Source organism: Ruminiclostridium hungatei, assembly GCF_002051585.1.
Classification (GTDB): Bacteria; Bacillota; Clostridia; order Acetivibrionales; family DSM-1351; genus Ruminiclostridium; species Ruminiclostridium hungatei.
Window position 1 is genome coordinate 69,133 of record NZ_MZGX01000004.1, and the last position, 15,314, is coordinate 84,446.

The 15,314-nt window shown below is 43.5% G+C and carries 13 protein-coding genes; 3 read left to right on the forward strand and 10 right to left on the reverse strand.

Annotated features, from left to right (window positions below; all coding sequences use genetic code 11):
• Positions 1 to 127: 127 nt before the first annotated feature.
• Together radA and CLHUN_RS03985 are read right to left on the reverse strand one after the other, a co-directional pair.
• The gene (gene radA, locus CLHUN_RS03980; protein WP_207559137.1) at positions 128 to 1,507 is read right to left on the reverse strand and encodes a DNA repair protein RadA; all 1,380 of its coding nucleotides are present in this window, start codon (positions 1,505 to 1,507) and stop codon (positions 128 to 130) included.
• A 232-nt stretch (positions 1,508 to 1,739) separates the two neighbouring features.
• Positions 1,740 to 3,674, reverse strand: coding sequence for a glycoside hydrolase family 15 protein (locus CLHUN_RS03985; RefSeq protein WP_080063282.1), 1,935 nt, complete (start codon positions 3,672 to 3,674; stop codon positions 1,740 to 1,742).
• 174 nt (positions 3,675 to 3,848) lie between these two features.
• Between CLHUN_RS03985 and CLHUN_RS03990 the strand changes: the two genes are divergently transcribed.
• Positions 3,849 to 5,105, forward strand: a complete 1,257-nt coding sequence (locus CLHUN_RS03990; protein ID WP_242656432.1) for a glycosyltransferase family 2 protein — start codon at positions 3,849 to 3,851, stop codon at positions 5,103 to 5,105.
• 346 nt (positions 5,106 to 5,451) lie between these two features.
• On the opposite strand, the gene CLHUN_RS03995 is transcribed toward CLHUN_RS03990, so the two are convergent.
• From CLHUN_RS03995 to CLHUN_RS04030, 8 genes are all read right to left on the reverse strand, one after another.
• Entirely contained in the window at positions 5,452 to 7,905 is a 2,454-nt protein-coding gene (locus tag CLHUN_RS03995) for an ATP-dependent Clp protease ATP-binding subunit (protein WP_080063284.1), read from the reverse strand.
• Between the two features lie 30 nt (positions 7,906 to 7,935).
• Entirely contained in the window at positions 7,936 to 8,958 is a 1,023-nt protein-coding gene (locus tag CLHUN_RS04000; protein WP_080063285.1) for a protein arginine kinase, read from the reverse strand.
• The gene (locus CLHUN_RS04005; protein ID WP_080063286.1) at positions 8,955 to 9,443 is read right to left on the reverse strand and encodes a UvrB/UvrC motif-containing protein; all 489 of its coding nucleotides are present in this window, start codon (positions 9,441 to 9,443) and stop codon (positions 8,955 to 8,957) included. The genes CLHUN_RS04000 and CLHUN_RS04005 overlap by 4 nt, the downstream gene beginning before the upstream one ends.
• A gap of 20 nt (positions 9,444 to 9,463) precedes the next feature.
• Positions 9,464 to 9,922, reverse strand: a complete 459-nt coding sequence (locus CLHUN_RS04010) for a CtsR family transcriptional regulator (protein WP_080063287.1) — start codon at positions 9,920 to 9,922, stop codon at positions 9,464 to 9,466.
• Between the two features lie 119 nt (positions 9,923 to 10,041).
• Entirely contained in the window at positions 10,042 to 10,239 is a 198-nt protein-coding gene (locus CLHUN_RS04015) for a hypothetical protein (protein WP_080063288.1), read from the reverse strand.
• A 182-nt stretch (positions 10,240 to 10,421) separates the two neighbouring features.
• Complete coding sequence (locus CLHUN_RS04020) at positions 10,422 to 12,101, reverse strand: type 2 periplasmic-binding domain-containing protein (RefSeq protein WP_080063289.1); 1,680 nt, start codon at positions 12,099 to 12,101, stop codon at positions 10,422 to 10,424.
• 130 nt (positions 12,102 to 12,231) lie between these two features.
• A complete protein-coding gene (locus CLHUN_RS04025; RefSeq protein ID WP_080063290.1) occupies positions 12,232 to 13,113 on the reverse strand; it encodes a carbohydrate ABC transporter permease in 882 nt (293 codons plus the stop codon).
• Between the two features lie 14 nt (positions 13,114 to 13,127).
• Complete coding sequence (locus tag CLHUN_RS04030; protein WP_080063291.1) at positions 13,128 to 14,099, reverse strand: ABC transporter permease; 972 nt, start codon at positions 14,097 to 14,099, stop codon at positions 13,128 to 13,130.
• 318 nt (positions 14,100 to 14,417) lie between these two features.
• Here CLHUN_RS04030 and CLHUN_RS04035 point away from each other — a divergent pair, with 318 nt between their 5' ends.
• On the forward strand, positions 14,418 to 14,723 hold the full coding sequence (locus CLHUN_RS04035) for a transposase-like zinc-binding domain-containing protein (RefSeq protein WP_080063292.1): 306 nt from the start codon (positions 14,418 to 14,420) through the stop codon (positions 14,721 to 14,723).
• 147 nt (positions 14,724 to 14,870) lie between these two features.
• Positions 14,871 to 15,116, forward strand: a complete 246-nt coding sequence (locus CLHUN_RS04040) for a hypothetical protein (protein ID WP_080063293.1) — start codon at positions 14,871 to 14,873, stop codon at positions 15,114 to 15,116.
• Positions 15,117 to 15,314 lie beyond the last annotated feature (198 nt).

Consider the following 15,314-nt stretch of genomic DNA (forward strand, 5'->3'; position numbering starts at 1 on the left):
GCCCCGCGCAATAGTCAAAAGTCGACCTATGGGCGAGGCTGGCAATTTACATTTTATTTATTCTTTCATAATTTACCATAAATGTCAATAAAATATGTTTCCCTTGGAGGAGCAGTGATTTCAAGGTCTATTTCTGGAAAACATGCCTTATAACATCCTGAAGTGATTTGCACTCTACTATTTCAAGATGCTTGATATCCTGAGCCCGTATAAGCCCGTTCTTAGCTATGTATACCCTTTTAAAGCCCCTCCTGTCCAATTCCCTTATCCTCAGTTCCAGCGAAGGGACTTTTTTCAATTCCCCGGTAAGGCCCACATCCGAAATAAACACAGTGCTTCCGGGTATCTCTCTGTCATATACCGAAGATACAATGCTCATTATTATGGACAGATTTACAGCAGGCTCCTTGAATTTGAGTCCCCCTGTGGTCTTAATGACAACATCCTTGTCATAAAGAGATATCTTTCCTCTTTGCTCGAGTATTGAAATAAGCGTACTGAGCTGTTCACGCCTTATACATTCCCCTATTCTTGAGGGAAAGGGTGTAAAGGTTTTTGATACCAGGCTCTCTATCTCTACTATTATGGGCCGTGAGCCATCCTTTACAACAGTAAGTGCACTGCCTGATACAGCCTCATTTTTATCCCTGGCGGTCATAAAAAACTCGGAAGGATTGTCAATGGAGACTAACCCCTTCTCTGTCATGGAGAAATATCCTCTTTCCCAGGTGCTTCCGAACCTGTTCTTGGTAACAGACAGTCCCCTCAGCTCCTCTTCGTTGTCTCCATCCAGTATGAGTACCGCATCTACAAGGTGCTCAAGGGACCTGAGTCCTGCAATCTCCTCATTTTTATTCATCTGCCCCACCAGGAATACCGCTCTGGGCCTTTGAGGGTCCTTTGCCAGCTTCAGCAGTTCATTTGCACATTCCATGGTCTGAGTGGGCGAACCGGCTCTGGAGCCCGGGAACCCTTCCAAAACAAAGGTCTGGATACTGTCTACAATCAGCAGGTCCGGGTCAAGCCGGTTCACCGCCTCCAGCACGTTGTCCATGCTGTTATCCGAGTAAACCCACACTCCCGTCTCTATACTGTCAAACAGCCTGTCAGCTCTGTTTTTTATCTGGCTTTCGCTTTCTTCACCCGATACATATAAGACCTTAAGCCCCCTGGAAGCCACATCATCGGCAACCTGCAGCAGCAAGGTAGACTTTCCCGCTCCCGGCTTTGCTGTGATTATGGTAATGGAATCCCTTACTATTCCGCCTCCCATGACACGGTTGAATTCATTGATGCCTGTCAGAATCCTGTCACTGTTTCCGGCTTTTATCTCTGTCAGCCTTGCGATTTTCTTTATAGCCCGCGGCTGTGACACCCTTCCGCTTTTTTTAACCTCGGCGGCCACTTCCTCCAGGGTGTTCCAATTCTGGCAGTCGGGGCAGCGCCCCACCCATTTAGGTGCCTCATACCCGCAGTTGCTGCATTTATATACGGTTCTGCTTTTTATTTTAATCAACTCCTGTTAACGAAAACTCACATCATTGGCGAATCTTCATATTATATTAATATAAAGCGTGATAATAATAGATTTCATGGTTCACGCCGGAAAACAAAGGTGTTTTTTAGGTTGCGCCAATATGCGCGGATAGGAGAGTATCATGGTTTCACGGCTGAAAAAAGTATTATTTTACTTAAATCTCATTGTCAACCATGGCATCAGCATATCCACCATACTTAATTCAAAGCACTCCAGCATCGACAAGCTCTGAAAGAACCTGAACATACATGGCATGGGACCATGTGAGCGGTATGACCCATTCGGGTTTTCCGGTCTCCTTATTCACCTGCTCAGGAAGCAAGCCCAGATTTGTCCTGCCGTTGGCAGCCCAAAACAGATATTCCTTCGCCCTGGTATAATTACCTGTCCTGACATGATATAATGCCACCCACAAAGTTGTAAGTATCCATGGATTGCCTCCGATATAGCTGTCATTTTCATAGCGCTTTATTCCGCCGATACCTTGAGAGGTAAGTGTTTCTTCAATCAGCGCAACCGTGCTTTTCATTTTTGGATCATTTGCATCAAATACCTCAAAGGGAATGCTAAGTCCCATAAGGCTCACATCCACAATCCAGTCTTCAAGGGTAAAATCCCTTATGTAGCCCTTGGGATTGACCGAAAGCAGCACCTTATCCGGTGAGGCCTCCTCTCCCCAGCCATTGAGCTTGACCCTGATGCTTCTTATAAATCTGTTGGAGTCATCCTTCCAAAAATAATCTGTTATTGATTGTTTTACGGTTTCAGCCAGCTCGGCCCAGCCCCTGGTCTCCCTGTCGCCTTTTCCAAGAACCTCCGCTATTTGTGCTGCCGCCTTCAGACCTGAATAAACGGCGGCAGATGAATAGGCATGCTCTCCCAGCCGTTCCTCCCACAAATCAAAGCTGGGCCCCGGCAGACCGGTGTCACTGTCCATAAATCCTTTGAGAAAAGCGGCTCCTGCTTTGGCACTGTCCCAAACCCGTTGCAGGAACCGGATTTGGCCGGTGTGCTTGTAGTGCTTGAGCATCCCCCAGAGAATAGTTCCTGTTTCATCAATCTGCAGCCCCCAGCACGGCCCCAGGTTTCCATCCATATGGTATCTCTGCTGCCAGCTTCCGTCCTCTTCCTGTACCCGTACCGCCCACAGGTAAAAATTGTCCACGCATTCATGAAGGCCTGCCCGGTCAAGGGCTTCTGTAATAAAGGCCGCATCCCTTCCCCAGCAGTATGCGTATCTCCCGCATTTTGTAAAATATTCATCAATCTCGGGGGCAGCCATCAAGCCCCCGCTTTTTTTGTCATACATCAGCCTGAAAACCAGCAGCGATCTTTTATATAGATTATCCAGCAAGCCATTGCCGGTTTTGAGCTGTCTTGAATTATTCAAATATTCCTTCCAGTATTTTTGAGTACCTGCAAAAAGTTTTGCGGCTCCGAGCATCTTGCATTCCCTTATTAAAGCCTTGCAGGCTTTTAAGGTTGAGGCGGCACATATGTATAAATTAAAGCCCTTAACCTCATTTTTTGCAAAACTGCCCAGTTCCCATGAAACGGCAGCATCCTTCATCATGCCTATGTCATCCTTGCCAAACAAATATGTGCTCACTGCAGCATCATTAGCATTGTTTCCCAGTTGGAAACCGCAGACAGGACTGTCGGAAAAGACAGAAAGGTAATTATTTGCCTTGTAATGCACGAGGGCTTCATTGTGAAAATCAAACAAGACGCCTGCCACATCGGGATCAGCGGCTGAAGCAGCCGAAAAGCTCACAAAGCCAAGCTCCTTTGCCTCACCGGAAATATTCTCGATTTCACACCTTCTTATCAATACATCCGTATCCGAGCAGACAAAATCGTATATTACAGCCCTGTAGCCGTCGAAATAGTTGGTTATTGTACTTTTGATTATGTTAGTGTCCTGAAGGTACTCCTGCTGGTGCTCACATCTGTGGTCATTGAACCAGACCGTGCTGCCGCTTGTATTCTTTATGTAAATCCCGCACAAAAGCTTGTCAAATTGCTGGATATAATCTATATTCGGCCAGAAGAGCCTGAGTAACTCAGCCCTGTCGCTAAAGGCTGCCAGCATGGAAGAATTACCTGTAACCGCATTATTGTAGTAGGACTTTTGCATAAACCCTCCGGAAAAAAAGACATTGTGTACCGGATACAAACCTCCCCGGCTAGTTTTATTATAGCATATTAAGTTTCTGCCAATTTAAAACCCTGTAAATATTTTTATTCATTTTTGTTAAAACTATTCTGGTAGGGGATTTACGCGCTGCGCTGCAGCAGAATGGAGAATTTGATGAAAACCATTTTATATTATACAATATTCTATTTCAGTGAATTGATTCAGGTGGTGATTTTCATTGCAGGCTGCTACTTTCTGGGGATATCCATGTTTGGCTGGATAAAGAGAAAGGACAGGGAAAAGGCGGTTGAGCCCCGGAAAAAATTTGCCGTAGTCATCGCTGCCCACAACGAAGAACTGGTAATCAGCCACATCATTGACAGTTTATTTAAACAGCATTATCCACGGGAATTATTTGATGTTTTTGTCATAGCCGACAACTGTTCCGATAAGACCGCCAGGATTGCAGAAGACCATGGTGCCATGGTACATATCCGTGATGATAATACAAAGCGCGGCAAGGGTCATGCTCTGGAGTGGATGTTTGAGAGAATATTCCGGATGAATAACAAATATGATGCCGTAGCTGTTTTTGATGCCGACAACCTTGTTTCTCCCAACTTCCTTTGGGAAATGAACATTCAGCTTTGCAAGGGACATAAGGTTGTTCAGGGCTTCATTGACAGCAAAAATCCCTTTGACAGTTGGATAACCTGCTCCTATTCAATTGCCTTCTGGCTGTCCAACAGAATATTTCAGCTTCCCAGGTATTATTTGAAATTAAGCTGCGGTTTATGCGGAACAGGTTTTTGCATTGATACCTCTGTGCTCAATGAATTGAAGTGGGGTGCCACCTGTTTGACGGAAGATCTTGAATACACAATGAAGCTTGCCCTTAACGGTATTAAGATAGCCTGGGCACATGATGCAATAGTTTACGATGAAAAGCCCATAACCCTCAAGCAATCCTGGATGCAAAGGAAACGCTGGATGCAGGGTCATGCGGACTGTGCGGCAAGGTATCTCCGCCCGCTTTTCAGACAGGCCTTTTTGCAGGGGGATCTGATTGCATTGGACTGCGCACTTTATCTGTTTCAACCTATAAGATTGATTTTTGTGGGCCTTATGACCATACTTATGTGGATTCAGACCGTGTATCCTGAATTCCCGCTGTTTACCGTACAGTATGTTTTTCCGGTGCAGGTATGGTATGTCATGGCTTTGTCTGAAATGCTGTACGGCCCTCTGGTAATCCTGGCCGAAAGGAAATTCAACTTAAAGGTGCTCCTGGGCTTTGCCATCTATCCGATCTACTGCCTCACCTGGGCCCCAATTGCACTTCAGGGCTTTCTGGAACGGGACAACAAGGAATGGAATCATACTGCCCATACCAGGCAGCTAAGCATAGGAGACGTGGAGAATGGAAACTAGCGCAAAACAGTTTGGTCATGGCGTTAAAAATATTATATTCTTTTTAAATCAAAAGCGTATGTTAAAATGATAATTACAAATTTTATTACACGCTAGTACAACTTACGCAAATGGGTTGCTTGATTAAATTATATTTGTCTGAATCTGGCAGGTGAGACACAGGCTATGATATCGTAAAACCTACACGATGTAGGTTTTAGCGTAACACTGAAGCATGGATGCTGAATGTTAGCGACGATATGATAACCTGTGTAGAACCTTTGCCAATTCAACAAATATATTTAGAGCATCCCATTTGCGTAAGTTTGTACGGGAGTGTACAAGGCTGAATTAATTTTATATATTTTTAATGCCTGACCAAACTGTCCTCCTGTTTGGTGACTTTGAGGTTATCTCCATCCATTTCTATTTTAATGCTGTCTCCGGCTTTTACCTTTCCTTCCAGCATTTCTTCAGCCAGTTTATCCTCTATCATGCTCTGGATGGCCCTTCTCAATGGCCTTGCTCCAAACAGCGGGTCATAGCCCTTCTTTGCCAGATGGGAAAGTACCTCCACTCCCACTTCAAGTTCTATGTCATTTGACTTCAATCTCTTGACAAGAATATCTGTCATGAGCTTTACAATTTCTCTGATATTTTCTTCGGACAGTGGATGGAATACAATGATGTCGTCTATCCTGTTAAGGAACTCCGGTCGGAACATTCTCTTAAGCTCGCCCATGACGTTGTTTTTCATGTCCTCATAATTCTTGGCTCTTTCATCCTTGGCGGCAGAAAATCCAAGGCGCTTGGGTTCTGTGATGGACCTGGCTCCCACATTTGATGTCATGATTATAATGGTATTCCTGAAGTCTACCACTCTTCCCTGTGAATCGGTCAGCCTTCCGTCTTCCAGTATCTGCAGCAGAATATTGAAAATATCGGGATGAGCCTTTTCAATTTCATCAAAAAGCAGTACCGAATATGGCCTTCTTCTCACTCTCTCCGTCAGTTGTCCTCCTTCATCATAGCCTACATAGCCGGGAGGCGAACCAACCAGTTTGGAAACACTGTGCTTTTCCATAAACTCCGACATATCCACCCTTATCATTGACTTTTCATCTCCGAACATTGCCTCGGCCAGAGCCTTGCACAATTCGGTCTTTCCTACACCGGTAGGTCCCAGGAATATAAACGAACCCACAGGGCGCTTGGGGTCCTTTAACCCCACTCTCCCTCTTCTGATTGCCTTTGATATGGATTTCACAGCCTCATCCTGACCGATTACGCGGTTATGGAGAGTGTCCTCCATTTTCAGCAGCCTCTCGGATTCTTCCTCCGCCAGCTTCTTCACTGGTATTCCAGTCCAGCTTGCCACTATTTCGGCGATTTCATCCGCTGTTACAGTATCGGTTTTGGTCTGGTTTTTCTGATGCCACTGATCTTTTACTTTGTCCAGCTCGTTTTTCAGCTTCTGCTCATCATCCCTGATCCTGGCAGCCTTTTCAAACTCCTGGCAGCGGATGGCATCCTCCTTCTCCTTGCTGAGCCTTTCAACTCTTTCCTCCATATCCTTTATATCAGGAGGAGCGGTAAAGGTCTTAAGCCGTATTCTGGAAGCGGCTTCATCCACCAGGTCAATTGCCTTGTCAGGCAGGAACCTGTCGGTAATGTATCTGTCTGAGAGTTTTACGGCGGCTTCCAGCGCATCATCGGTGATTTTTACCCTGTGATGAGCTTCATACTTGTCTCTGACACCCTTGAGTATCTCTACGGCTTCCTCTTTTGAAGGCTCTCCCACCGTTATTGGCTGGAATCTTCTTTCCAGGGCCGCATCCTTCTCAATGTGTTTTCTGTACTCATTGAGTGTGGTGGCGCCGATAACCTGTATTTCGCCTCTTGCCAGTGAAGGCTTGAGTATGTTGGAGGCATCTATGGCACCTTCTGCGGCGCCTGCTCCCACTATTGTATGCAGTTCATCTATAAACAGTATGACATTTCCTGCCTTGCGTATTTCCTCCATGGCCTTCTTCAGGCGGTCTTCAAACTCACCCCTGTACTTGGCGCCAGCTACCATTGAAGACAAGTCCAGTGTTACTACTCTTTTGTCGCTCAAAATCTCAGGTATGTTTCCTTCAACTATCTTCTGGGCAAGACCTTCTGCTATGGCAGTTTTACCAACTCCGGGTTCTCCGATGAGGCAGGGGTTGTTCTTGGTTCTTCTGCTGAGTATCTGGATAACTCTCTCAATTTCCTTATCCCTGCCTATTACAGGGTCAACTTTTCCATCTCTGGCCATGTCGGTCAGATCCCTTCCAAACTGGTTAAGGGTAGGAGTGCTGGAATTTGTGCTGTTCCCCTTTGGAGAGCCGTTTGAGCCCGGCGTTTCTTCATTTAGTATCTTCACCAGCTCATTCAACAGCTTCTGGGGGTCCACTCCAAGATCCATCATGATCCTGACTGCCACACTTTCGCCTTCCTTCATAATCCCCAGCAGCAGGTGCTCTGTTCCGATATACCCCTGGCCCATTCTTCTGGCCTCTTTAAAAGCCAGCTCCAAAACACGCTTTGTTCTGGGTGTAAAACCAACAGGCGTTTCTCCTGATGTCTCACCTCTGCCTATCAGTTCATCTATCTCTTTTAAAATCTTTTCTTCAGTTATTCCCTGCACCTGAAGAACTCTGGCGGCCACTCCTGTGCCTTCCTTTACAAGGCCCAACAGAATATGTTCCGTGCCTACATAGTTATGTCCCAGTTCCACAGCACTCTGCTGTGAAAATTCAATTGCCCGCTCGGCTTTTTCAGTAAATCTCTGATACATACTTACACCTCCATCTTCGCTTCATCAGTTTCATTTCTGAAGCTTTATTCTAACAAGTTCTGCTCTTTTTATATCTCTTTCCTCCTGGTTCAACTGCTTTCCCGCAATTTTCTGCAGGGTTGCAGGCTGAGAAAGCACCAGTATTTCATTTAAAGTCAGTATACCTATATTCTTTATTATTCCCATACTTACTCCAAGTCTAACATCCGAAAGCAATTTAAAGCTTTCCTGTGCACTGAGCAAACGGGCATTTTCCAGAAGGCCGTAGGATCTGAATATCCTGTCTTCAAACTTATGGATGTTCTGTTTGTATAGCTGGTATCTCAAGGCCTTCTCCCTGTCAATGATCTGCTGGCATATTCCATCTATGGCCGCTATGGTTTCATCATCTTTTCTACCCAGTGTTATCTGGTTTGAAACCTGGAACATGTCACCCACCGCTTCACTGTTTTCACCGTAAATGCCTCTGACGGCCACGCCCAGCTTTGTACAGCTTTCCAGTATGGATTTCATAAATCCTGTAATGACCAGCGCGGGAAGGTGGAGCATAACCGACGCCCTCATTCCGGACCCAAGGTTTGTAGGGCAGCTTGTAAGGTAGCCGTATTTGTCATCAAAGGCGTAGTCGGCCTTCTCAGCAATAATCGAGTCTATTTCATCACATACCCTGTACGCCTTTTCCAGCATGATACCCTGAAATATGGACTGGATTCTGATGTGGTCCTCTTCGTTAACCATTATGCTGACATTTTCATTTTCATTTATGAAGGCTCCGCTGTTGCCTTTGGACTCAGCCAGGTCAGGACTTATGAGATGCCGTTCCATCAGTGAAATCCTGTCCAGAGGATGCATTGCCGTCATGTCGGCGTACATCAGCTTTCCATGCGCAGTGTATTCTGAAATTATTGCCTGCACTCTTTTTACAAGAGCAGCCTGATGTTTTGGGGTCATCTTGACCGGGAAAGGAATATCTGCAAAATTTCTTGCAAATCGTACCCTGCTGGAAACGGCTATATCAAGCTCCGGCCCCTTTTCTAAAGGTATCCCGTTCATCCTTCCACCTCCAATGCACGTATTCTGTCACGGATTTTGGCTGCTTCCTCATAAGCCTCTTTCTCAATGGATTCATTTAAAAGCTGTTTCAATCTGTCTATCTGGTCAGGAATGCTTACCTTGCTGCTGACTCTGACAGGAACCTTGCCGTGATGCTCGGCATTGCCGTGGAGCCTCTTTATTATGGGGTCCAGCTTTTCCTGGAAGGCATGGTAGCACTGTGCGCATCCCACTCTGGAGGTTTTAAGGAATTCCTCGTATTCCAGACCGCACTTTTTGCATTTAAGTGTCTCAGGCAGCTCCTGCTTTATCTGGGCTCCAAACAAGCCATTTATAAGGTCATTAAAGCCAAAGGTCGAAATAAACTCCCCATGGCTTATATCTTTCGCACATTGCTCACAAAGATATATATCCACCTTTGTATTATTTGTTATCTGTGTAAAATGAACACTTGCAGTATTCTGCTGACAATTCTGGCAAAGCATAAAATCACCTCGACACTCTTCTATACTAATAAGCTCATAATCATATTTTTAAGAAGGGTTGCCCTGAGCATATCCCTGTCCGGCATGGGAACCGGCCCAATCACCCTGTCACTGCTGGCCGCCTTCATGATGTATCCTTCCCTTTCACTGATGACATCGTAATCAATGAAATTGTTGATGAACACTTCCGCAGATTGCTGCGAAATACTGTTTCCCATGGAAGATACTATATGCATCAGGTAATTTCCCGGTCTTGATACATTAATGCGCTTTATTCTTACATGTCCGCCGCCGCCTCTTCTGCTTTCAACGTAATAGCCTCTGTCTGTAGTAAACCTTGTGGATATTACATAATTTATCTGCGACGGTACGCAATTGAATTGGTTTGCCAGCTCGTTCCTTTGAATCTCAACAGCTCCGTTGGTGTCGGATATCATTTGTTTTATAAAGGTTTCAATAATATCGCTTAAGCTTGCCACAGTATCACCCCCATTTCCAAAACTGATTTTGACTATCTTTGACCTTAACTAAAGTATATTACAAATATTGATTGTTTGCAATGCTTTTTTTACAATTTCCAAGCATTGTCCAAACATGTTTATTCCTGTTTATTTTTGTTTTCAGGCCGCGTAATATCATTCAGGCGATTGACAATCTTCACCTGCTCCTGGGGCAATTTCCATTCCCATAGGGAAGGTACGGCTTCAGGATATGGAGTATTTATTTCTGCGGGATTTTCCATATTTATAACTGTCTTTACTTCCGGCTTAGCTTTATTTACTCTGTAATATCTCATAAAATTACCTCCCAAGGCTTATTAAAATTATATTAGAAATATATAATTATAATTCCTCATAAAAGTACTTATATACGATGGAAATAATGTCTTCCGGCTTGGAAAGATTAACTTCTTAAAAAAAGCAAAAGAGTATCAAAGCTACTTTTCAAGCAGCTTTGATACTCCCTTTAAAATACGGCTTATTTCGTTCCAACCTTTGCCTTGTTTTCGGCAACTTTAGTCCTCTGGTAATCAAGAGCCTTCTGGTAGTCTATGGAAGTTTTGTAGTCCTCATAGTCCTTCCAAATTTTGTCAAAATCTTTCTCCGTCTTGGCCATCAGCAGCTTGGGAAGGATTTCTCCCCACTTGTTTTCAGCCTTGGCAAGAATTTCTCCTTCATCGCTGTCTGCAACAGGTCTGTTGTTGTCATATACTCCGTAATGGGAGCTCTTTCCCGTAGCCCATTCGCGGTACTGGTTGAAGGGTTGGCCCGGGTCTGGTTCCCACAGGTTCATCATTGAAGAATTAAACATCCAGATTTCTCCGTAGGTATTGTACTTCTGCTTGAAGGTTGCCATGTCAGAATTCTTCATCTTGTTTATTTCAGGCTTTATAACAGGCTTGTTGTCAACCATGTCATAGGTTACGCCTTCCTTTCCAAGGTAAAGAGCCTTCTGACCTTCTTCTCCCATACCCCAGGTCATCAATTTAATAGCCCTTTCAGGATTTTTGCAGTTTTTAGTTATCATTGTGAGTTCCCAGCCTGAATAACCGGTGGTGCTGAGCATTGGAGCATCCAGGTTGCTGTTTGCAGGTCCGTCAACGGAAATGTAAATTTGTTCCGGCTTGTTGGTATACAGTTGTCCCAGCGGAATCATGGCATCCTTCCACTGATAGAACAATGCAAAGTATCTTCCCTGCTGGATCTTTTCCTCAATCTTGGTTCTGTCGTCAACAAAAACGTCTGTTGGCATCATACCCTTTTCATGAGCGGATCTGAAGGTCTTTAGCCATTTTATATATTCCGGGCTTGGATTTCCGCACTTTACGTCATAGAATTTTCCGTCTATCTCTCTTGGAACTGCCAGGTATTCAAGCAAGATGTCCTCATAGGTATTGTTTCCGGTGGAGGTAAAGAAGGTGCCGCTGAACGGTATCAGCGACTGGCCGTTGTCAACCTTGGGGAACTTTTCCTTTGCTGCCTTTAATGCGTTAAGGAAGCCTTCGGGAGTTCTCATGTCAGGTTTTCCTATTGCCTCGTAGATATCTTTTCTTACAAGGAAGGATCTATTGGATATAACATTATATTTTGTATTGTCATCTGGTGTATTTCCGTTGCAGGGATATCCGAAAAGATTTCCGTCCTTATCCTTATACCAGTTAACGATATCCGGAGCTGCGACCTTCCAGAAATACGGATCATACTTGTCTGCAAGCTCGTTCAGCGGATATGTATAGGTGTCGGTGGACAACTGCGGAACCTGTTGTTCATACCAGCCCAGTGTTACCATGTCCGGCAGCGAATTTGATGCTATCATGGTATTCAACTTCTGTCCTGCATTTCCTACAGGTACAATAAAGTTGACATCAATACCTGTCTGCTCTTTTATCATCTGATGGGCAAGATTTCCCTCAGGGTTGCTGAACCAGGTCTCGTTAATATACCAGTCCAGCTTCATTGGTGAGTTATCAGTTTTCCAGCCGGGCTCGTCAGCCGCTGCAGTACTCTCTGCCGACGATGATACCGAGGCCGTGTCACTTGACTTTGTGGCATCACTGCTGCCGCTGGTCTTGTCGCTGCCGCAGGCCGCAAGTACTGTAACCGCCATAGTCAATGCCAGAACCAGGCACAGCAGCTTAGCAATTTTGATCCTTTTCATATAATTCCCTCCTGTTAAATATGTGTTTTTTATATAATCCTTAAGCTGGGCTTAAGCATTTATACACCGGGGCTTTTAACAATAATACCGAAGTATTATTATTCCTTGAAATCCTTCAAATTATCATTGCCTACTCTTTTACCGAGCCTATAAGCATACCCTTTACAAAGTGCTTCTGCAGGAAAGGATATATGCACACGATAGGTATGGTTGTAATAATCATTGTGGCCATTTGCAGTGAAGTGGAGGTAAAATTGGTCTGACTTACCGAGCCCGCCATAAGTGATGTCTTTGCAGAATCAGAGGTCATAATTATCTTATACAGATAAGTCTGTATGGGATGGAGATCCTGATTGTTGGTATAGATAATCCCCATAAAATAATCGTTCCAGTTGAATACTCCGTTAAACAGCAGGATAGTTGCAATTACGGCCTTTGACAGCGGGAGTATGATTCTTGCAAATATGGTGAAGTTATTTGCACCGTCAATTTTTGCAGACTCCTCAAGAGCTTCGGGAATAGTTCTGAAAAAAGCCTGGAAGATAATCAGATCAAAGAAACTGAACATGACAGGGAATATATATACCAGAAAGTTATCAAACATTCCCAGGGTTTTTATAACTATGAAGGTGGGTATCAGTCCGCCTGAGAAGAACATGGTTATAAGTCCCATAGTCATATAAACCTTTCTTCCCACAAGCTCCTTTTTCAGGAAGGCGTATGCAACCATCGCAGTAAAAAGCACATGTGCGGCTGTTGCCAGGAGGGTTCTTGCAATGGTAATAAAGAACGCAGTGATAATTTCATTATTTCTGAAAACTTCCTTGTAATTGTCCCATGTGAATTTGCGCGGCCACCAGTACAGCCCGCCCTGTGCCGAGTCAAAGCCGTTGTTGAGGGAATGTATCAGCACATACCATATGGGATACAGGGCGCAGAAGCATATGAGCAGCATAAATATCACATTGAACGTATCGAATAATTTAGACCCCAAGGATGATTTTATCTTCATTGTTGAACCTCCAATTAAACCAGTGATGTGTCTGTAAGCTTCTTTGAAGCCCTATTTGCAGTGTAAAGAAGCAAGAATGCAAAGACCGATCTGAACAGGCCCACGGCTGTGGCATATGACAGTCTGCCGTTTTCAATACCCAGACGATAGGCATATATGTCTATTACATCTATTACGTCATACAGAACGGGCTTATAGAATACGAACAGTTGATCAAAATTTGAACCCAGGAGGTTTCCGATGTTAAGCACCAGCAATACCGCTACCGTTCCTTTGATAGAAGGGAGGATTACATTCCACACTCTCCTGAATCTGCCCGCACCGTCAATGACTGCTGCTTCAAAAAGACTTGGGTCTATACCGGATATTGCGGCTATGTATATGATTGCATTCCAGCCTATTTCCTTCCACGTTTCCGAGGTTATGAGAATCCCCCAGAAATACTGGGGAGTACCTATCAGGTGGATGGGCTCCTTCAATATCCCCATATTGACCAGCAGGGTAGTTATAAGTCCTGAATCGGACAGCCAGTTGTACATGATTCCTCCCACAATAATCCAGGATAAAAAGTGCGGAAGGTAGGAAACTGTCTGGACAAACCTTTTGAATCTGGTTGACAGCAGCTCATTGAGGAGAAGTGCAAATATTATGGGTATTGGAAAACCCACCAGCAGCCTCAGGATATTTAATCCGAAAGTATCCTTCATTACCAGCCAGAACCGCTCATCCGTAAAAAACTCAATGAAATTGTCAAAACCCACCCACTTGGAATTGAGCACCCCTTTTGCAACATTGTACCGCATGAATGCTATTATGATAAAATACATGGGTATAAAATTAAAAATTATCATCCATATGACGCCAGGAATAGCCATGGCCTGCAAATCCTTCTGCGCCCACATTCTGGAGAGCACACCAAGAATACCGGATTTTTTTGCTGGAATTTTTCTTTTTTCCGGGATAGACAAATTAGACAAAATAAACACACACCTTCCTCAGTTTAGAGAATATTAGCACGGATACGGGAATTTCATTGTGTGGCCGAGATCAGCTTGTAACTTAATTATAAGGCAGGAAGCAGAATATAAACAGGTAAGTGGTTTTAGATTTGGTTCGTTTTTTTTGGTTGTTTTGTACAAAAAAAATAAACCGGCGCACCGGTTGTTTGTCTATACTGCCATATAAGCCATACCTGCAGTTTTGTCCGTATACTTTTAAATAAAGGCTCTTTTCATAAATATTGCGGTTATTACTGGGGGCATGTTATAACAAAACAGAACCTACCTTCGGAGGTGTAATATTTTATGGGTATAACGGCAATTATCGGAGAGTTTGACAAGTTAAATGATTACGAACAAAAGAGAGTTTACGATATAATTTACTCAGTAGTGAATAATAGTTCAAACAGGGTCAGTGATTATCTTACCGAAATTCGTGAAGCCCGTTTTGCAAAAGGGACTTATTGCCCTTACTGTAAAGGAGCTCATATTATTAAACACGGTAAATATCAAAGCAGACAACGCTACAACTCTACCCAGATAGTAAAAGAGGTGAAAGTTAGCCTTTCTACAGCCTTTTACCGGAGACATAAGGTTATAAATTCCTTGTGAACCCTTGAAATAGAACAACTATCTGGCATTTTACATGAATTAACTTGATTTTATAGACATCTACTTGACTTATGAGTTTACAAAATATAACATTGATAACAAAAGTAGTACGCACATGTTTATATACCAAAAATGGGGGAAGAATGAATGAAAAAAAATCTTTTGAAATTAATTATTTTTGCTGTAATCTTTGTAATAGGGCTAATAATACTAATGAACAGTATACAATTAGGTAAAAATGGAGTGTCAAATGCTATGAAGCTTAATGGGGGCGTTCTTGATAATTATGTAATGTATTATGAACAATATATTACAAATTATAGATTTGCAGGTGCAATTTTATCAATACTTGGTGGATTGGGTGTAGTAATAAACATAAGTGGCAAGTCTTAATATTTATATAAACCGCTTCAAATCGCATAAACATTTTCTACATTTCTGGGATTTGAAGAGGTTTTATATATTTCAGTTTCTATCAGGGAAAAGATAATTATTATCAAACATATAAGAATTTAGCTTTTTAACCATCAAAAATCTTGGTAGCTTTGAATGGCAATTTTTCGTCCTATATAACCACAATGTTTACGAAAA